A 20,768-nucleotide genomic window follows, 5' to 3' on the forward strand; every position below is an offset into this window, starting at 1 on the left:
AAAATCCTAAGTCTCATTTTCTGCCTCGACTCTACTTTGTGGTCTTAATTCATATAATTCAGATCTATGAAAATAGTCAGATATAGGTGATGTTCTTAACATTTTTAGCAATTTGGCTTCAATTTGTTTTTTTGATAATCCATTGTTAGCTAAAACTGGTCGGAGTTTTTCTCTGAGCATTTGGTCCGTTTCAGACCGTACCCACCGACTATCAACTCCCTTCCCGCCTCGAGATTCCGCAATCTGATATTCAAAAATCCCAAGTTCCTTATTGAACCTTTTGTCGGTGATCATGTAGACATGATCCGACTTTACTGCGGATACCGTGCTATCTGGCAAATTTATATCGGCCCTTGTGATTCCAATAAGTCCCACGCTGAGTTCCTTGGATTTGAAATTGGCTTTGTGGTCTTTTAACTCCTTACTGGTTGTAATTCGATCAGAAACTAAATTCATAAAACCGGAAGCCTGGCGAAAGTATTCCACTCCATTTTTATGGACAGTGCGATTTGCGTATTCAGAACTCATATTTTTCATTTCATTTGGCATTTGGTAAACATCTGTATTTAAATTTGCAAAACTACCCGGGGTGGTGATACCAGAGGCATTCAGAACGGCTCCAATAAACCGAATACAATCAAGTCCATCCACAGAGCGAAATCCATTCGCATCTACAGGATTTACAGCAGATACCACTTCTTTACCATCGATTATTTTATATTGCTCGTAAGAAATTTTCCCTTTCAGCGATTCCCCTAAAAGCTTGGCCACGTTTACGGCATGTTCGGTGACTAATTCCTTAGTAGAAAGATCTACATTTTTGGAAGCTTCACAGATTTCATTCCCCAATCGTTTCAAATAGGCGGCATTTGATTCTTTCTTAGAGTCATGTTTTAGGTTAACCCCTGCCAAGGCACTTGCGGATGGGAGGTAAACTGTCGTTCCTGGAATGAATGTATATTGTGAATTGGCTTCTCGCAAACGGATGTATTCATTCAGTTCCTTTTCGACAGCCTTAGTGATAGGAATATCTTTACCGCCTTGGAGTTTTTTTATTTTTGCTTCAATCCCTGCTGAGTCAACTCCCGCCTTTCTTAGTTCATAAAGTTTCTTTTCTGTATCAAGACGAGAGTCCTTTTCAAAATCATCAATCACACTAGATTCAATTTTTTTGATTTCCTCACGAGATGTTTGTGGTTTGGACTCGGCTTTTGATTTTTGGTTGTGATCCAAATTTTTATCTATGGTGAATCCATCGGCAAAACTCGAAACAGATTCTCCCATGCGAAGTAACCCTGCCTTTAATGGATTGGTGATCGCTCCCAGTAGAGATTTCTCAGAGGAAGATTGAATATCAAAGGTTTGTGTATCAGAGCCAATGGACGGAATTCCCGTGAGTCCTTCTCTGAACCGGTTTCTTAGGCTAAATCCCAAACCCGCACCCCCGAGTAACAAAGCCCCCATGGTGCCAGCTGCGGTGGAAAAGTCAGAAAAAATATCAGAATCACTTTCCGGGTTAGCCAATGATTCCCCATCACCGACTTCACTTTCATCCTGTGCGGCATTGATATTTTGTTCTGCAAAATTCATTTCCTGCATTTCAAATCCGCCTTTTGAATTTGTTCCTAGAGTCACACCTTGTAACTCAGATGAGGTGGAAACTCCATTTTTATCTATTGAAGAAGTTAGACCAAGTTTTGAATTGGGATCAGTATAACCGATACTTCCACTAAGACCTCCCCCATTTAAGTCATACATCATAGAAAAATTCCAATCCTTTCTAGGACCCTCACCTGTAGGATTATAATTGAAACCTAAATTGGCAGCTCCATTGGTTGTGACATCCGCTGTCACTTGCACTCCCCTACCCAAAGATTGTGAAGCTTGGATGGTCGTATTTCCTTTCTCGGAGAAACTAACACTCATATTGCTAATTGTGTTTCCAATCCCGAGAGATCCGCCCCACCCATTCGTATTAGAATAGGTAACACCAATCCCGGGCACCATCCCCTTAAACAAACCCGATTGGATTTTTCCAACCCCTTGTGTAATTCCACCTAATACACCGTTAGCGAACCCTGCCATTGCTCCTTTCGGTCCTTCATGGCTTCCTGCGAGGGTTTGCACAAACGTAGAGGCAACAGCTTGTCCGACTTGGGTTGTAGCAGGCAGTAGTCCGTTAGTGACGCTACTCACAGCTTTTCCTATTGCCGACAGCGCTGAATTAGCTCCTGTCAATAATCCGCTAGCTCCCATAGTGATGGCAATGGAAACGGCATTCACAACAGTTTGTCTGACTGCATTCGACCTAGCCTTTTTATCTGATTTTTGTTTTTGGTAAGAAGAATAAGTTGAATCTACAAGTTGACCGATTGCGTCCTCATGTATTCCCATAGATTTTGCTAATTCTTTTGTAAGGGCTTTTTTTCCAAGATCTTCTACCACAGCTTTTGAATCGCGAAGATTGAGGTAGGCACTTTGGTGTTTTGTCCAACCCGCTTGCATACCCATAGCTTGTAGGGTATAACCAAAACTAGAGTTAGTTGACGAATTTTGATCTATATTTCCTGCATTGATGATTCCATTGGTGTCTTCCAAAACCGATTGGATTTCATCCTCTGGCATTCCAAACGCAACTATGGCTGTTTTCGCAATCCCGCCAAAGGCACCCATTACCTGTGATCCCAAATCCAAGATAGGATTTTTTGCCAGGTCATTGTTTGCTTTTTTTGCTTTGATTTGACCATACTTGTCACCTAACATTTTTGAGATAACATCAGTTGGTATCCCTGTACTTTGAGAAATTGCTGCAGATATTCCATTTTGAACTAACATTCGTTCATTTGCTTTAATCTCTTGTAAACGTTTGCCAGTTCCTGCGATTTGGCCATTGATTTTATTATATTGTCTATCTCCAATCAGTGATTTAGTTACAGCCATAGAAGATGCTTGTGTTAAATTTAAAGTCATCGTCGACATACCAAGTGTCGCTTTGTCCATAACTTTTATTGCAGTGGATAGAGTTTTTGCTGTAATTGATTCTAGAGCTTGGATTGGATTTTTGATCGATATAAATTGATCACGCGATTGTATCTTTTTGGCACTCATTCTACCTCGCATAAAATCGATTAACATTGATGCGGTTTGTATGTCGGACTCGCTACCACCAGTTGCCGTGATCCAAGCTTTTGCCAACTCACTATTAATCGCCGAATCCAGTTTTCCCTTTAGTGATGCTCTAACACCACCTGCCCCCCCTGTCAAATAAGCCACCGCCAATTCCTGGAAAATAGAATCTGCATTCTCTTGTGACTCCTTCCTTGTTAAAAACAATTCCTTATTTCGATTATCCTTCTCTTGGATAGAAGCCATACCCGAGCTGATAAACTGCTTATCTTTTTGCAGCGAATGAGTTAAAAAAGACTGAGTGATTTCGGATTTCTTTTGATTGAGAGAAACCCAATCTTCTTCATCCCAAATAGCAAAAAAACTGTTGTTATTTGCTATTTGTATTTTCCCGACGGAACTCAACTGAACATGACGAACCTCTTCCGTTTTTCCAGCTGTATACTGCCCTTCGGAATTTTTCCCGGCGAGTAAACCGTTATGTATTTCTTTTTTTAAGGTAACCACTCCATTCCTTGAATCAATAATTGTATCATATTCTTTTTTTAATAATGTTTTGCATACATCGGCATCAGGATTTTCGTAACAAGATCCAAATTTATTTTGTTCCTCAATTGATAGTTGCGATATGTCATAATTTCCAAGTAAAATCTTTTCCTCTTTGGTTAGTTCTCTTCCGCCCAATGAATCCCATTGGATTCCATAAGCCATTTGGTTGATTAGTTTCTTCTGTTCTAAACGTTTAAACTCTTCTAAATCAGTATTCATCTGAAGAACCGAAGCATACTGACCTACACCTACGATCGTTCTCTGTAATTCGTTTAAAAGACTACCATTGCCAATGGAAATGTCATTCGTTGGCCCATTAAAAATGCTTAAAGCCTGAAATTCAGAAAGTTTTTGATCTTGAAACAGATCTAATTTTACATTGGGGGACCAAGCAGAAATTGTGGGAGATGAAATCTCTTTTGTTTCCCCGCGTTCGTATAAATCTGTCCAAGTCCTAAGTCCGTTCCGTTTTTCCTCATCGAGACGTTGTAACCAATCTTCTTTTGAACGTTCAAGCTCCATTCGATTGGTTTCCAATTTAGCAGTAGCATCGGCGATTAAGTTTTCTCGATTGTCTTTCCAGTTTTCATAAAACTCGGAATACTCTTTTACCTTGGTTTCCCAATGGGATACAGCCGGTAATAATGTATTTTGAAAATGATCACGTTGTCCACCTAACTGGAAATGATTTCCCTTCCAATATAAAGATGTTTGGTAGGAATTATCATCATACATCTCATAGATAACCGAATAACCTATGGCACCCATTTGAAGGTTTAATCTCTTTTGATCCGACATCGAAAAACTTCTTTCAGCTAGCCATAAACCATATTTATCTTTTCCATCTAACAATAAATTCCCACTTGTGTGGTGCGCTTTATCAAAGGGAACGTAAAAATCGCCAATTTTTTCATTGTTAATATAATTATACACATCGGTATACAAATTCGCAGAAAATATGGATTGGACACTCCGTCCATCACCTAACCTACTGTTTATGATAGAGGTTAACCTTTGGTAATCAGAATTATGGATGGATTGAAAAATGCCTTGTAGTTCCGGATCGTAAACTCGACTAAAATTTCCAATTTCTCCAGATCCTCCCGCTAGCCAATTTTCATAACGTTTGTCTGACGATAGCTGCAAAAATGACTGATGTTTAAGGTTCCAATCTGCTCCGCCTAAATCAAATTTTGACTTAGTTTGATCTAAATTGATTTGAAACCCTGTTTGATATGTATAAATTTGATCGTTGAAAATTGTGTATTCCGAAAATGCTTTATTGGATTCATCAGACAGAAAATCTCTAATTTTCGTGGAAATTACTGTAAGGATAGAATCTGGATCAATATTCGATTGGCTTAATTGTTCAGAAAGATCACCAATGAACTTTGAAAATAGCTTTCCTGCTTCATTGAAACTACCATCAAAGTTTTTATATTGGCAACCGGTGTCCACCGAACATGAAGAATCCAATCCAAGTTGCAGTTGCGATACTACTTCTCGTAATGCGGTTTTGATTGTTTCCTTATATGTGTTAATTGCATTCAGGTTATCTGCAAATTGATTTTCAGTTTCAGATAAAGAATGAATATATGCCTGATAATCGCTTTCCAGCTCTGTAAATGAATTTGCAAAAGAATCCAAACCTTCTTGCCTTGTTTGTCCCCACTGAAACTCCCATTCTTTTGCCGATTCCAAAATTCGATTTCTATTTTCTGTGATTGTTAACTCTTCCTTTGTGTATTCCTCATACATTGATACCTGGCCAATCCTTTGGAAATACAGAGAATCTACCTTACCTGTCTCTAATTTGTATAAAAAAGCATTTCGATTTTCAAAGTAATCATCGATTAACTCTCTTTCCCATGCAGAATAAAGAACTGTAACTTCAGAAAATAAAGATTTCCTTCTTTCATCTATATAACCTTCGTTTGCGATAAATGCATCCGATCCATCTTCTAACATTAACATTTGTTCAACCATTAAGTCAGCCGCTTCTTTCCACTGGACCATTGATTGATACAAAACTTCTTCAACTTTATAGTCCCACTCATCTAAAGAATGTGAAAAATATACACTCCCATAAAACTCAGAGTAGTCGGAAGGTTGGTAAACAGGAGGGTTCCAAGTTTCAGAAAGAGACTGACCGGAGATGGTATACCCAAATACGGAAACCAAAAAACACAAAATAAAAAATAAGAAACGGCGAAAAGAGGATTGAAAATGCATAGAGAACCTCAGTTCTCTTAGGTATCAAAAGGCTGGTTTGGTTTTAAAAAAATCTCCTCTGTGAATAATTTTATATTGGAGTAGAAAAAAAATAAGAACAAGAAACAATCCCCCGAAAAAAAACTTACCTCCTTCTCCTGGAAAAAAATATGCAACGAAAAACAAAAGAATCAGGGGAACAATTGTTTTCGGATCAAAGGAATGACTTCGAACCCGCAAAATTGAAAACGCTAATGGGAGCACAACAGCCCCAAACAACAAATACTCAGCGCCTACAAATGAAACCTGCAACCTCCAAAGAAACAAAAATAGAATGGAACTAACAAATGAGCGAACCTTCTCTTTCTTTCGATACAGTAACGAAGTAATCCAAAGAAACAAAAAAAAGGGACGGTATTTCGTTTCAGCGTCTCGTTGCGGCAAAATTTCAGAAAGTTTTACTGGACCTTTATTTAGAAAATTGTTTATATTAGATTCTAAATCATCCCATTGAATATTTTTTCCTTTCACTAAAACCTCCAAACTGGTATCTCCATTTTTGTGGTAGATCCTTCCGGGTGTTTTGATGTTTTTGTATTCTGAAATTGATTTGTCAAACAAGGGTATCCCTGTAGTTAATTTTATAGGTTTATCAATATAACGTTCGACCTGTTTATTTTGTTTCACAGAAAAGCGAATGTCTGTTAACTTTTTATCAACCAACATTTTCCCAACAATCGCAGATTGTAAATCCAACGATCGTTCGCGAACAGAGTCCGCTGTATCATAATCATAACTAAATAAACTTCGAAATTTTCCAGGTGAATGTAACTCCAAACCTTCTGTAGACGGCTGAAAACACAAAACAACGTCAGAGACTCCTTCAAAATTACGTAGCCACGGAATCAAAGGTAGTATACCTTTCTCCAGTGACTCTGTATCTGCGTTAGAAAAACGAAGGATTCTATCCGAATTTGTTTGCGACTCACCTAAAATATGAAAGTATCCAGACTCAGTTGGTAAATCATTTAAACCACTCCTAACACCTAACTCATTTAGATCAAAATAAAAATCTGCATTGGATGAATTCTGTTTTACCACCAATAAATCAGTTAATTTTCTATTTAAAATTGTATCTTCTACTTGTTTGGTGATACGAAGGGATTCTTCTTCTGGAATCGATGTGGGAAATTCCAATCGACCCATTTGTATGGTTCCATTGGAGATTGTCAGCGGGTAAAACGAAAGACTAGAATGAATTGAGGAAACAAATCCGATCAAAAAGAAAACTAAAACCATGAGCCAATGAATAAATGTTTTCGATTGTTTAGATTGACCTATATTTATTTGTGGAAGGAAAAAATTAGAATCCAAAAATCTGAACCCAAGGTTTGAAATGGAATCCGATAAAAAGGGATCAAACAGAATTTTCAAAAAAGAAATGGATACCAAAAAATATAAATTACATACTAAAATGAAACAAAAAGACTTGGGGATCCAATTCCAATAAACAAATAGGAAAAATATAAAAAAGGAAAAAGTGCATTTTTGCATCCAACGACCAATCTTCTTTATCGGAAACACCGCCAAAAAGTATTTCCAATAGGTAAATAGAAAGAGAATCGGTTTGCCGATTGGATACGAAATGATACAACAAATACCAAGAAAAATAAGAAGAGAGGTATAATATGCGGTCAAATAAATTACTAATTCTTTTTCTCCTTTCATAAAATATGAGGCAAAAAAAATCAGAACCAAATCCAGAGAAAAGAAAATGACTAAAAACCGAAACAAATCATTGTTAAATTCCTGGTGACTATTATACAAGAAAATCCAATCACCATAATCCAATAAAATTTTCTTTAATCCATTTGTCAGAAGATGTAATGAAGTATTACTATCCGCTTTTACAATCATGGTTTCAGAACTTAACCCGTTAATACGTGTTCCGTGCCGAACCGCCCTCTCTTCCAAAGAAACTTTTCCAACCGAAGACAGTAACAAACCTTCACCAAATCGAGAAGGAATTCCCAGTTTTGACCAGTTTACAGATTGAATTGGAATGTCTTTGGGGAACCAGGCACCACCAGACTGATCCAAACTAAAACCCCAACTATAGTTTCTAATCGTCGAAAATATTTGCGATAAAGACGGAAATTCTAAAGTTTGAATCCAATCAGAATGGATTTGGATGAGAATTTCCTTCTCTTTATTGGAATAATGAACTAAGGATTCAAATCCTGGAATGTTACGTATCTTTTGTTCCAATTCCTTGCTATTTTTTTCCGAGCCTGCTTTTATCTTTTGCAAAATAACAATATAAGTATCTTCCGATTTTCCTGGTTTGATTCGAGGGAAAAAAGAATCTTCTGGGAATCTTTGCCTTTGTAATAAATACTCATTACGAATTGTCTGGATTATATTCTGGGTTTCTATTCCTTCCTCTAATTCTAAATGAATTAGAGAACTTCCAACTTCAGATATGGATTCTATTTTTTTGTAACCAGAAATCGATTTTAAAATTTGTTCCCAAGGTTTAGTGATTTGTTCTTCCACCTGTAAAGCAGTTTTGTTAGGCCAATGATTTGTGATTTGGATTGAACTGTTTTTCCCACCCAAGGAATCCTCACCAAAAGAAATTCTCTCTAAAGAAAGCACCGAAATTAATAATAAAAACAAAACTATAACCAAAAGACGATACCGAAAGAAGTAAATCCAATGGCGACTCATTACAGCTTTACCAAAAACTTCTGGAATAAAGTGGGATAAACATAAAAAACAAAAAATACCGAAACAGGGATTCCAACAAACATTGTCAAGGCGATTGATCTTGAAAATTCAGATCCAGAAGTCCCGAAAAAGATAACAGGAAAAATTCCCATCAAAGTTGTACCAGCATTTAAAAAAATGGGCCAAACTAACCAACGAAAAATCAATTCCCTTCGTGGTGAAGAAATAGTGTCCTCTTCGATTTCCATCCATCTCTCGCCAAACAAAGAAATACTATCAATGGACAATCCAAGTAATACAACAAGGCCTATGTAGTGTCCTAAATGAAATTCCCGAAATAAAATAAAAACAAAAGAAACTGTTACGGATAAATAAAACAAAGAAATCCCGAGATAAACTACAGGGGTTCTAAAAGATTCATAAATACCCACCAAAGCCAGGTAGATGAAAACAAAAGAAAGTAGAAGCAAAACAAACAGGATAAGAAAAAACTTTCTTATCTCTTTCTTAGCAGAAAATTGTATTACAGACAAACCATTCTTCGTAGCAAACAAATTGGAATCAAATTCCAAAACCTCCCCCTTCCATTCCGTGTAGAACAATCCAGATTCTCTATGGTATTGATCATAACTTTCCTGTTTTTTGGAGGTGAAAAGGGTGCCGATAAGAGTGGTTTCGTTCGTTTTTGTTTTAAAACTGATTCGTTCTGGATCGACTCTCTTCCCCAAATCTAAACCAAAAGAGTCCATACCTAAATACAAATCCGTTTTTGTGGCATCACCAATAGGTCCCAAATATTTTGGAATCTGTTGGTATAAAATTCTATGTTTTAAGTCCTCTTCATTAGGAATGAATTCAGGAATAGGGATTTGATTTCGAGACCACTCTTCCAGTGTGATTCGATTTGGGAAAAAAACAAAATCATCACCTAACTCATGATTGCTGATATTTTTTCGAAATTCTCTAGAAAAATTTAATAGTGCATCGAAAGATTCATGTAGAAAAACTATAGAATCATTCGGAATAAATGGCAGTGTTATCGAAACTTGAGATTCGATAGGTTCCAATTTCCAAGCCCATTTAGAAGGAGGAAGCAGCTCGACAAATAAAGTTTCCAATTCTTTGGACTTTTCGATTCCGAGAAGTTTCCATTGGATGGGAATTGGTTTTTGTGGATGTTGCTTTTTTGTATCCAATGGATCCAAAGGAAAAACAAGAGTTGAAAGTTTAGGATCAATTTTTTGCATCTTACTCTGCAATTCATACACAACATCAAGTTCTTCATCCAAAGAAAGATTTGTCTTTGGTGACATTTGCAATCGGAATCCGATGGCTGGTTGTTTTGGAAATATATTCCATTTAAATTTCAAAACGAGAAAACTAAATAACAGAAGAAAACAAAGAATCACGGCTATATTCTTTTTTTCTAAAGTGTTCCACGCATTATACGTTCTCTCATACATTGATACTAGCAGTTTTTCTCGATTAGTATTCAGCTCTGCCTTTTTTAAAGATTTCATAAGGGGAATTGATAATAAAGGTACAATCCATAAAGAAGAAACCAATGAACAAAAGACCAGGAGTGCGATACATACTCCCGAATCAAAAAAGAAGTTTTTCCATTCTATGGGAAAAACCAAAAGGGGAATAAAAACGACAATAGTAGTTAGGGAAGAAGAAAATAAAGAGATAAAAACAGATTGAATGCCTTTGGTTATCGATTCTGATGCGAATGCCATTTTTTCTAATTGTTTTCGAATAGAAAAAACAATTAGATTACTTGCATCAAACAACATCCCGATACCGACGGAAATTCCACCTAAACTAAGTATATTGATAGAGATAGAAAACAGTAATACTAGGTGAAAGAACAATACAAGGGAAAATAGGACCGAAACTAATAGGATAAGAGCTGGCACCCAACTCCGATAAAGAAAATAGGAAAATACAAAAGCAAACGTTAAACTCCAAATCAAATTAATTCCAAACTGGCGTATTTGATCACGTAACTCATTCGAAGCATCGTAAAAGATCTTCGGTGATAGGTTCGAATCCAAAGTTTGAATTTTTTTCTGAACCTCCGAAGAGACCCTAAGTGGATTTGCTGACGAATCAGTAAAGACTGCAATGTAGATAGCATTTTTCCCATCCATTCGTGTAAGTTTTTCGGCAGGAAATTCTGATTTGAAAATCGTTGTTAGTCGTCCAAGACTGACTGAGTTTCCATTCCCCAGATGGACGGGAAACTGTGAAAGATCTTCATAGGACTGAATTTCTGCAGAAAACTTTAATTCGGTATCCTGTGTATACCCCTCTATTTTCCCAAGAGAACCTCCACGCATTGCCGCTTGGATTTGAGATTCCAAATCGCGAATACTGATTGGAAAAAGATCTAATACATTTGTTTTGATAGAAATAAAAGCAGAATGTTTTGGTTTTCCTACTACACGAACTTCCGTTACACCTGAAATTCTTTCCAATTGGAATACCAATTGTTGAAAACGGAAATCGAAACTAGTGACATCGTTCCCAATCCCTTTCGGAATGAGGATTTCCATAAATGGTCTTTCCTTTGCCTCTCCCTGCAACAGTCGTGGCACACCTACACCTAACGGAAGTTTTTCATTCATTTCTAAAATTGTTTGATACAACTGATCTTTAAACTCAGAGACAGAAGCTCCAAATTGTAAATCGATTTGCACTATCGATTTTCCGTGTTCTGAAATTGTACGAATGCGTTTGACTGATTTCACAGAGGATACCATTTCTGAGATAGGTACACTTACCGACAGGTCTGTGTCTTCTGCGGAATGGTTAGGAAATTCTGTTACTATGTAATAACGAATTGGCGTTAACCTTGGTAATAGCCAAATTTCTAATTCAGGAATTCTAAAAAATGCCGCCAAAAAAAAGCAGATAAATACCACCCAATACAATCGTTTATGTTTGAATAAGGAAAGAACGTAACTTTCAACATTCATAAAGACAAACTAGTTTCTACTTCGTCTTCAAGAGAAAGCCCAGATAGAATTTCTAATTCATTCAATAAATAAGGTTTGAATTGTATGAATTTTTTAGTAGTCCCCTCTTTTTGTTTTACATTTACATAAAACCCGCTGTTTTCATCACCATGAAGCGAAGAGGAGGGAATCAGAATCTTTTCTATTGTTTCAAGCAGTTTAACTTGCACAAGTCCAAACATACCTGGTAAAATATTGGTTTGTTTTGGTTCCAACCGCACTTTAATTCCAATACTGTGAGATCTTGGATCTAAAAATCCACCGACCCGATCCAACTTACCTTTGATCGCTGGTAGGTTCTCCTGCGAGGGAACAAAAAGAACCTCCTTCCCTAGTGAAACATACAAAAGATCCGATTCACCAATTTGAAATCCAGCCGACAACTCTCCCTTCTCCATTAAAATCATTACAGGAGATTGGGTGGTCAATTCCCCTTCTTTGATTTGAATTTTTAAAATTTTACCCGATTTAGGAGCTCGCAAGCGAGTTTCAGATAACAATTGTTCATTGGATTTAATTTGGTTTTTTATAATTTTAAGATGAGACTTACTTAGTTCATATTCCGATTTTTCCAGAGATGTATTTTTTTCTCGCCAGACTTTTAGTTTTCCTTCAAAACTAAGATCCTCAAGTTCTAAATCTAAATTAATTCCTGATAAAAGATTTTCCCTATCTCTAATTAAGTTTTTATATTGCGTTTCTTTGGACTGCTCCTCTTGTTTTAATTTTTCCACCTCCGTTAAAGAAACAAAACCCTGTTTCCAAAGTATTATCTTTTTCTCTTTCAGATCTTTACTAAGAATCCATTCCTTTTCTGCTAATTCAACCAACTCTGTTTTTTTGTCGACTTCTCTGAGTTTTACATCAACTTGTTTCTCTGCCTGTTTCCATTTTTCGAAAGCAATTGTTGCCTGTGACTCAGAGACGTTCAGAGAGAGAGACAATCTTTCCCCTTCTAAACGAATCAATTCATCATCGATTTCCAATAGAACTTGGCCCTCTTTAACAAAACTTCCTTCATCTACATAGATTTTTCTTACACGACCACTCTGTTTGTTATGCAACTGAATTTCTTTTGTAGGTTCCACCACAGCAGGAAACTCAATTACTTTATTTTCTTCCAATAACCGAGGCCTCTGAAACACCAAATCTTGATTTGGTGACTCCATCGCTGAGACCTCATTTATTGTCTCCCAATAATTGGGAAAATAAAAAAAGCCAACCAAAAAAGGAAAACGATTTCTTATATCGACTGTCGATAGGAGTGTATATAAAACCGAAAAAAGAATATAACCAACTCCCATAACAAGGAGTTTACGAACCAAAATTCTAATTTTTGTCATTTGATTTGATTTCATACATTTGCCAAAACCAAAACAAAAAACATAAACAGGATGGGGTTCACATAACCCAAACTATGGGAAAGAAAGGAAACCGACCGATCACTGGATACAAACAACCTTTTATAAAGTTCCCCATTTTGAATGATAAAGAACAAAAATAAACCAGTCCAAAACATAACAACTAATACAGAATAATAACTTCTGTATTGAAAAAAGCCTAAACACTGATTCCCGACAAACAAGATGCAAACAAATTGAAAAAACTGTCGGGTAAGACTTCTGAAAAACTCAGTGATGTTAGTTCTAAATGTTTCCTTGGCTTTTTTCCCAAAAGAAAACAATAAATTGATACTTAATGAAACCAGAAAATACAAAACACCAACAATAAGCACACTTACGATTTGAAAAGGATACAAACTCCAAAGAGAAACCTGTTGGCCAGAATTTATTGCGCTCAATTCCAAATTTCTGTTTATATTCATAAACTCGGACCAATTCCATAGACAATGGAATCCGTAAAGGAAGAGATAAAGAAATACAAAGAAAAAAGGAGATCTATACAAAGTCATCAATTGACTCTCAATTGCCATCCATCGATTTCGAATACCAGTGCAAACAAATTCATACAAAACAAACCATTTCATTTTTTTTCCCCCAACTCTTTATGTAGTCTATCAGCTTGGGTTTGGAATTGTTTCCATTGGGCCAAAAAAAGTTTTTTCTCTTTGTTTGTATGTTTGTTTTTGTTGAATTTTAAATACAACAAACAGGCTTCTGGAGAAACGGGTAATAGTTCGATGAGTTTTGATTCATCACTGGAAGATACAGAAATCGGTGTTTTGGCAAGGAGAACTGCTTTAAAATAGAATAAAACCATCTCCGGTGTTTTGATAGAAACCACAGACCAATGATTAAAAAACTCTTTCCATTCCCCTGAGTAAAACAATGTTTTAGAATATAGAATTTCTTCTTCTTCTGTAAATTTTCGTTTTCCTCTTATCTCCTTAAAAATGGAACTGACTACAGTGAGATGACCTGCACGATAAGCATCTGTTAAAATTTTATATTCATTTTTTTCCGAAGACGAAGGCGGTGAACAATAGACACAAAATAGAATCATCAAAAAATAACTAGTCCGGTTTTTCATTTTTTACCCCTGTGATATGTTGGATAGATTCATGAAAGGGAATTGGATCTTCGGGATTCCAATTCCAATCAAAACGAATCACTTCTTTTTTTTCAAAATGAATCCAAAACATTCGGATTTGTTTTATTTTATGTTCTAAAGAAAAATGATACCGAAAAAGAAATACATCTGAGGCACCGATCTTTTCTGCACGTTCCTTCCAGACTTGAATCCTTGGCCGTTCTTCTACTGATGTGTGGCTTAAATTTCTTTGAAATATTTCTATGTTGTCTTTTGGGATAATAGGAACTTTTGGATCTTCCCATACTTTCTCACTCACAACTATCGAGTATCCTAACTCTTCTAGCTTTTCTAAAATCAGAAGGTTTACCTCTCTTTCCTCCGCATAAGAGTCATAAAAAACCGGTGAGGAAATGTTAACAAAAAGTATCTTTCTTCCATGAGGGATGGGATAAGTTACCGTTTTTATATCACGAGGACCAGAAACGCAAGAAACCAAAAAAAGGGGAATGGCAACTAACAAATGCTTCATTTTGCTTCTACCTGAATGACAAAGCCAACCTTCATTCGTTTTCCCGAAATGGATTTTGCTTCAGGCTCCAATCGAAATTCATAATAAGGGTAAAAATTGGGAGCTAGAGCCGAAGCGGAGAGATTAAAATCTCCTCCAGTGGAAATATTTCCAAACAAAGTACCATTACAACTGGCTTCACTTTCTGCATAAGAGTATGTCAACTGCCTACATCCAAAAGGGTATGTTGTTTGGCAATGGGACCAAACCCATGTAGACAAACGAATGTTTGTGGAAGGGGGTGAAACTTTTGATAATCTTGTGGCCCCGATCACAGAGGTTGTATCCATATATTGGTTAAAAAAAATTCGAAAATTATCTGTATTCTCATCGGCACAGGCAAGTGGACTACCAGAAATTCCCGTTCCATCATCACCTCCTCGAAACTGATAAAGATTGGGACTTAAAATAGGTAAATCTCTACTCCAGAAACAAAATCCAGAGTCCCAACGAGCACCCGTTATGGATCCTAATTCCTGAGTTCCTAAACCACAGTTTTGTGATTCTAAACCAAAACCTATGACCTCAGGATCACTCAAGTCAGAACCTACAAGAAAATTCAATTGTAAGGTTTCCAGAAGATCACTACCATCTAACGAGTGTATTCCCTTGGGGAATAAAATATGATATCTTGTGTCGGCCTGTAAAATGAAATCCGGCAAAATCCTAAACTGTGATGGATTTTCCCATTCCAATCGATAAGAAATAGGAGGTTCAATCCTTAACCCAAGTTCTACCTCTGTTTGGTTCATCGGTTTTGAAAATCGAACAAGGAAGGAAGGAGGCCCAGGAATACCCGAACATGCAGAGTTTATTTCACCTAACATTAAGTCTGTGAAGCTACCTCCAACCAAACATTCTGATTCTGTTCCTGTCAAAACTAATAACGATTCCAATTCCGGTGACTTTGGAATTTCTTTTTCTCCTACACGAAATGGAATGGTATATACTTGGTCTAAGTCCTTCCCATTTTTATCTTCACATTGTTTGGTGAGCCGAACGATATAACCACCCGAAGGGAGTTCGGATTTCGGCAAAAACTTCAAACTTAAATCTGTTGTTTCAAAAGCACCTCGCACTTGCGGTTCCAAAGAAAACGCAGAAATACAAGATTGGATGGACATAGGATGACTGAATAGAACCGTAATATTGGTTTCTGGCCTTACATCGATTGCATCAGAGGAAGGAGAAAATACCAAAACCTTGGGAGTATCTTCCAAACTCAAAACTCCTAACCAATCTTTCATAGAACCAAAATTTGAATGACAATGAAAAAATAGAATAAACCAGAGACAATTCCATCTAACGAGTTTCATACGGATCCTCCATAAAGAATGGGTATTGTTTTTTTGATTTTGGTTCGTTTATTTTTCTTTTTTCTATTGAGGAGTCTTGTTTCCAATGTTCCAAAAGCATTGTAAAGTCACTGGATATTTGTTTGGAATCCAGTTTATAATAGCGATTGTCAAACGGATTTTCACCGAGTAACAAAACAAGTTCCAAAGCAGTAGCGATGTATTGAAAGTAATGATCCAATAAAATTTCAAAACCAACAAAGACCTCTTCTTCTGATTTTAAATATTCTATTTCGGAAATAATTCCCTGAGTACGTTCTTCTCTTTTGAATCGGTGTTGAAATATATTGGATTTTGTACTTTCTAAATAGAGATTGTATTTACTATACAATTCAGTTAATTTGATTTCTGTAGATTGGATTTGGTTCAGAATTAAAATCTCGGATTGTTTCCATTCTGCTTTGGCCTGCAATAGACTCATTTTTGAATCGAAAACTTTTTTATTCCTCCCCATATCGTCAAACAATCCAATCGATCCACTTTGAAAGGAATTTTCACCGGGACCTACTGGTTGTGGGCCGTATCCTGGAATTCTTTGAATTCCATTCCCTTCGGATTGGATTCCGTTTTGTGTATTGGTTTGGAAACTAGTTCCACCCAAATTGGCTTGAACGCCAAAACTCAAACCATAAATTTCATTCTGTAAGGGAAAACCTGCATTTCCATTTTTGCCTACATATCCACCTAACACAAATTTTGGTTTCCAATCATTCTCCAAACTTTCCTGGTCCAGTTCCGCAAGCTCCATTTGCAATCGGGCTTTTTTTCGTATGGGATGATTTTCATTGGGCGTAGTTTTCGCTTGAAAAGGATCAAACAACCGAATGCGTTCAGTAAGTCCCCCTTCCAAAGTAATACCCACACCTGGATCAAGAGACATCGCATGTTGTAATTCCAAAACGGCTAGTTTCATTGCGGACTCAGAATGGATTTTTTTAGATTGGAACTCCACTTCCCAAACCTTCTGCCAATCAAAATCCCCTTTAGGAGAAAGGCCAAGATCCGATTCTTTTTTTCGTTTTCTTTCTTCCCACCTGTATCGTTCCGATCTAAGTTGGTAAACCATATCAACTAACTGTCGTTTATTGAGTAATAAATATGACAAGGAGATCGATTTAAAAACTTTTTCACGTAAGATTTTTTTTTCTTCGGAATGGATCAGTTTTCGGATTTCTATTTTTTGTTTTTCCCGTTCCGTTTCCCCTCCGTCATACAAAAGTTGTTGGATCTGCAAACGCACATCTCGGTATTCTTGGTCAATTTGTTCCTGGTTTTTGGAGAAAATTCCAAAATAATGCACTCCTAATTTGGGAAGGTATTGTTTCCATTTGTCCCTGGTAAGAATGGGAAAAATTTCGGAACGAATCTGCTCCAAACCCAAATTACTATTGCGCTCCATCCCAATCCAAACACAATCCTCCCATAACAATTTCCCCTCTGCTCGCAACGGAGTCCAAAGGCAGCCTAGATAAAAACAAAGGAGAGAAATTTTATACCACATATCAGAAGATAGGTGGTAAATAGGAAAAATGGTTCCCTTTCTCCTCATTTGTAGGGAATTTTTTGATTTTTTTTTTAGTTTTTTTGACTTGTAAGACAGGAGAGTTTGTTTATAAAAGTGGCATGATTCGAATCCTTGTTTCCATTTTTTTTCTACTTTTTACCGCCACCCTGACTGCTGATGAAGTAGGGATCATTAGTTTCATCCAAGGAAAAAACTATCTTTCTGGGCCACGTTTTAAAAAAGCAAAAGAACCAGTAAAATTAGGAAGTATCCTAAAAAAAGGAGACACCATCACTACAGAAGACGGCACTTGTGAAATCCAATTGGCAACCCAAGCCACCATCCGTCTCGCAAAGTATTCCTCTGTTCAAATCGAAGACCTTCTCAATCCAAAATCAAAATCCACCACTTTGAAACTAGTTGGTGGTAAGTTATTTGTAAAAGCACATAAACCGGCCGCGGGTGTGCCGAGCCAAAACCAACTAAGCGTGGTCAATCCTAGTTTTGTTGCAGGTGTTAGAGGCACAGAATTTTTAGCCGCAGCACCAGACACTGGTGGGGTAGATGAAGATCTTAGCAATGTGGAAACGGGCGTTTATGTAAACGAAGGAACCGTAGCAGTAAGCCCCGATAAAAAGGGAAAAGAAACTCTCGTAAAAGAAAACGAAGAAGTCCTTGTGTCTGGCAAAGAACTTAAGAAACAAATTTTAGATGAATTTGTAAAAGAAAAAATGCGCATCTTCGAAGAGTTCAAAGCCATCAAAGAAGAAAACTACCAACGAATCAAAGAACAATACGAAAAAAACGACCAACTGATGAATGATTACAAAGGTAGGGCAGACGAATGATGAAACAATTTTGGATTCTCTCATCCATCATTTCCCTTTCTCTCTTTTCTTCAGATCGAATCGGAAGACTCCCTGTTTACAAAATTGCAGTTGAGGTGTCTCCCTCTACCGAAGAGGCCATCGCCTTACGTGATTTTATGAAAGAACAAATCCAATCGACAGGCCGCGGGATGGTTTCTCTTCCATTGAAGGGCCTTGAGTCTGGGGTTTGGGAATTTGACAAAGAAGGAATTGCTTCCCAAAAAACTGCGGAAAACTTAGAGAAACTCGCAGATGTAGACAAACTAGTGCTTATTGCAACGGAAGATGGACAAGCAGTGGTTTCCTTTGTGGACGTCCTACACAAAAAATTGGAATACCGAAATTCCCTTCCCGATACTCTCTCTAAAACTTTGGTCTCCGACTTTCTTGGTTTTTTAGACAAAAAGAACATCTACTTGGCATTATCCGAAACAGGTTCTGGGTCCAATGCCCAACTCAAAATCAATTCCTTAAAACCTACTTATGTAGCAGGAGAACCCATTCGTTTTGAAATCGAATCCGCTGAAGACAATTATGTGTATGTAGTACTTGTCCCTGAAAACCAAAAAGGGGAACCCGTCCTACTTTTCCCAAACCAATTCCAAAACGATAACTTCATCCGCAAAGGAGACAAAGTTACGATTCCTGATAAACGAATTTCGTTTAAAGCCGCAGCCACTCCTTCCAAAGATCGGATTCGTGCCTTTGTTTCTCGTGAAGAATGGAAAGAGTTCCAACTTCGTGGAAAAAAAGAAGATTCGTTTTATAGACTCCTTCCACCAGCAGTCACAGGTACCAAGACCACTGCAAGGTCTATGATGCCACTAAATACCATGACCGCTGCCATTGAACAAAGTCCAGTGATGGAATGGGAATACCAAATTTTATCTAGATAATTTCTTGCAAAAACTTCTCGTACCTATTGTTATCATAGGTATGAGAAACGTAATCCTTAAATCCTTTGCCATTTTAGGACTCTCAACACTCGTCACTTGTTCACTCTTTAAAAAAGAAAACAAAGACGAGGATATGTTGAATGCCTTCTTACTTTTGCTTTGGGCAAATAGCCAATCTGCTGGTTGTTCTGGGACTAAGTCTGGATTTACCATCTGTATTCCCAAAGGAATCGCGGAGTAAACCATGAAAAAAATCCTATATACAATCATATTTCTCGGAATGAGTTTTCAAGTTTCTGACTTCAACAAACTCACTCGTTTAGACCAAAACAAACAACTGGCAGAGTTCTTTGGCAATGCCATCCAATTTGGATTTGGTTCTGAAAAACTTTGGTCTGCCACGAATGCAGACAATTGGGGATTTGTGCGCCAATCTGCCACTTGGGCGCGTGGAAACTCCGGTATCATCGACAACCTTATCTTGGGTTTAAAAAACGCCGGATACTTTAATAACTCTTCACCTCGCAATGATGTGCTAAACAATATCAATTTGAATGGATTTGGTTCGGCAACCCTTACCATCAAAATCAGTACACCAACAACTGGAGTAAGTTCCACAGCCTATACAGGAACCAAAGATTTTAATCATTTTTTTCAAATTACAAAAACAGGTGCGTCCGCTCCCTCCTTACAATTGTTCTTCGATGATCCCAATACCACCCTGGGAAACGATGGAGCTTTGATTTACTATCGTTTGGTTGATTTTGGAAGTTCACAATTTGCAACAGTGGGAGATGTCATCACAGAAAGTTACACTGCGAATGAATCTGTTTATGGAACCAAATTTCAAACCTATACTTGGCGAAACGGTCCAGAAAATGCGGCTTGGATCAGTAAACATGGCCGAGTGGTTTTAACAGAAGTGGATGCAGGGAGACAACTTTGTTTTCGTTCTGTGGTTCGTTTGAGTTTTGCCAAACTCAAAGCATTAACCCCTGCCAATACGGCTGCCCTTGAGAATTTGAGAACGTCATGTAATACTCAACTAGGTGTAGCCGCCGGCAACGACAACCTTTACTATGTGTTGGCCTATATGCAGAAGTTTGATTCTCCCTTCCAAACAACGGCGAAAGCTACTTACACAACGGCGGCAACAAAACATGAAACCATCTGTAACTTAGGAACAAAATTGTCTTATGGAATTTTCAATGTCAATGGTTATGTAACAGACCAACTGACAGCGGGAGAGGTTCCGTCAGATTACCCAAGTCCCACAGTCGGTGGTTCGGACTTTATGTCTGTGGATGATGCCTTCATTCGAACTTATGCTGCGCTGAACCAAAACGTAGGACAGGTCAGTTTAGGGTTAGTCAAACAATATGAAACCACTTCCCAATCATTTTTGGATGCCTTTGATGGGGCCGACCAAAACCTAAAATTCAAATAA

General features: G+C 37.3%; 13 protein-coding genes. 4 read left to right on the plus strand and 9 right to left on the minus strand.

What is annotated here, in order from left to right; translation table 11 throughout:
- Positions 1 to 6 precede the first annotated feature (6 nt).
- Genes LEP1GSC199_RS18220 through LEP1GSC199_RS18260 form a run of 9 tightly spaced genes read right to left on the minus strand, consistent with a single transcriptional unit; the run spans position 7 to position 17,553 of the window.
- Positions 7 to 5,907, minus strand: a complete 5,901-nt coding sequence (locus LEP1GSC199_RS18220; RefSeq protein ID WP_002989324.1) for a TIGR04388 family protein — start codon at positions 5,905 to 5,907, stop codon at positions 7 to 9.
- Positions 5,908 to 5,931: 24 nt separating this feature from the next.
- Positions 5,932 to 8,616, minus strand: a complete 2,685-nt coding sequence (locus LEP1GSC199_RS18225) for an efflux RND transporter permease subunit (protein WP_002989317.1) — start codon at positions 8,614 to 8,616, stop codon at positions 5,932 to 5,934.
- Complete coding sequence (locus LEP1GSC199_RS18230) at positions 8,616 to 11,597, minus strand: efflux RND transporter permease subunit (RefSeq protein WP_002989418.1); 2,982 nt, start codon at positions 11,595 to 11,597, stop codon at positions 8,616 to 8,618. The genes LEP1GSC199_RS18225 and LEP1GSC199_RS18230 overlap by 1 nt, the downstream gene beginning before the upstream one ends.
- On the minus strand, positions 11,594 to 12,994 hold the full coding sequence (locus LEP1GSC199_RS18235) for an efflux RND transporter periplasmic adaptor subunit (RefSeq protein ID WP_002989226.1): 1,401 nt from the start codon (positions 12,992 to 12,994) through the stop codon (positions 11,594 to 11,596). The genes LEP1GSC199_RS18230 and LEP1GSC199_RS18235 overlap by 4 nt, the downstream gene beginning before the upstream one ends.
- Positions 12,991 to 13,623 carry a hypothetical protein gene (locus tag LEP1GSC199_RS18240; RefSeq protein WP_002989460.1) on the minus strand — a complete coding sequence of 211 codons (633 nt, stop codon included), beginning with the start codon at positions 13,621 to 13,623 and terminating at the stop codon, positions 12,991 to 12,993. Before LEP1GSC199_RS18240 ends, LEP1GSC199_RS18235 begins: the two co-directional genes overlap by 4 nt.
- Positions 13,620 to 14,126, minus strand: a complete 507-nt coding sequence (locus LEP1GSC199_RS18245; protein WP_039927365.1) for a hypothetical protein — start codon at positions 14,124 to 14,126, stop codon at positions 13,620 to 13,622. Before LEP1GSC199_RS18245 ends, LEP1GSC199_RS18240 begins: the two co-directional genes overlap by 4 nt.
- Positions 14,110 to 14,658 carry a hypothetical protein gene (locus LEP1GSC199_RS18250; RefSeq protein WP_002989539.1) on the minus strand — a complete coding sequence of 183 codons (549 nt, stop codon included), beginning with the start codon at positions 14,656 to 14,658 and terminating at the stop codon, positions 14,110 to 14,112. Before LEP1GSC199_RS18250 ends, LEP1GSC199_RS18245 begins: the two co-directional genes overlap by 17 nt.
- Entirely contained in the window at positions 14,655 to 16,013 is a 1,359-nt protein-coding gene (locus tag LEP1GSC199_RS18255; protein ID WP_039927367.1) for an Ig-like domain-containing domain, read from the minus strand. The genes LEP1GSC199_RS18250 and LEP1GSC199_RS18255 overlap by 4 nt, the downstream gene beginning before the upstream one ends.
- The gene (locus tag LEP1GSC199_RS18260; RefSeq protein ID WP_039927417.1) at positions 16,000 to 17,553 is read right to left on the minus strand and encodes a TolC family protein; all 1,554 of its coding nucleotides are present in this window, start codon (positions 17,551 to 17,553) and stop codon (positions 16,000 to 16,002) included. The genes LEP1GSC199_RS18255 and LEP1GSC199_RS18260 overlap by 14 nt, the downstream gene beginning before the upstream one ends.
- A gap of 122 nt (positions 17,554 to 17,675) precedes the next feature.
- On the opposite strand from LEP1GSC199_RS18260, the gene LEP1GSC199_RS18265 reads away from it, so the two are divergent.
- Genes LEP1GSC199_RS18265 through LEP1GSC199_RS18280 form a run of 4 tightly spaced genes read left to right on the plus strand, consistent with a single transcriptional unit; the run spans position 17,676 to position 20,768 of the window.
- Entirely contained in the window at positions 17,676 to 18,404 is a 729-nt protein-coding gene (locus LEP1GSC199_RS18265) for a FecR family protein (protein ID WP_051999792.1), read from the plus strand.
- On the plus strand, positions 18,401 to 19,321 hold the full coding sequence (locus LEP1GSC199_RS18270) for a DUF4384 domain-containing protein (RefSeq protein ID WP_002989408.1): 921 nt from the start codon (positions 18,401 to 18,403) through the stop codon (positions 19,319 to 19,321). The genes LEP1GSC199_RS18265 and LEP1GSC199_RS18270 overlap by 4 nt, the downstream gene beginning before the upstream one ends.
- 40 nt (positions 19,322 to 19,361) lie before the next feature.
- Positions 19,362 to 19,562: a hypothetical protein gene (locus LEP1GSC199_RS18275; protein ID WP_002989184.1), complete on the plus strand. Its 201-nt coding sequence runs from the start codon at positions 19,362 to 19,364 to the stop codon at positions 19,560 to 19,562.
- A 3-nt stretch (positions 19,563 to 19,565) separates the two neighbouring features.
- Positions 19,566 to 20,768: an LIC_12337 family protein gene (locus LEP1GSC199_RS18280; RefSeq protein ID WP_002989498.1), complete on the plus strand. Its 1,203-nt coding sequence runs from the start codon at positions 19,566 to 19,568 to the stop codon at positions 20,766 to 20,768.

The sequence above is a fragment of the Leptospira vanthielii serovar Holland str. Waz Holland = ATCC 700522 genome (assembly GCF_000332455.1).
Taxonomy (GTDB): domain Bacteria; phylum Spirochaetota; class Leptospiria; order Leptospirales; family Leptospiraceae; genus Leptospira_A; species Leptospira_A vanthielii.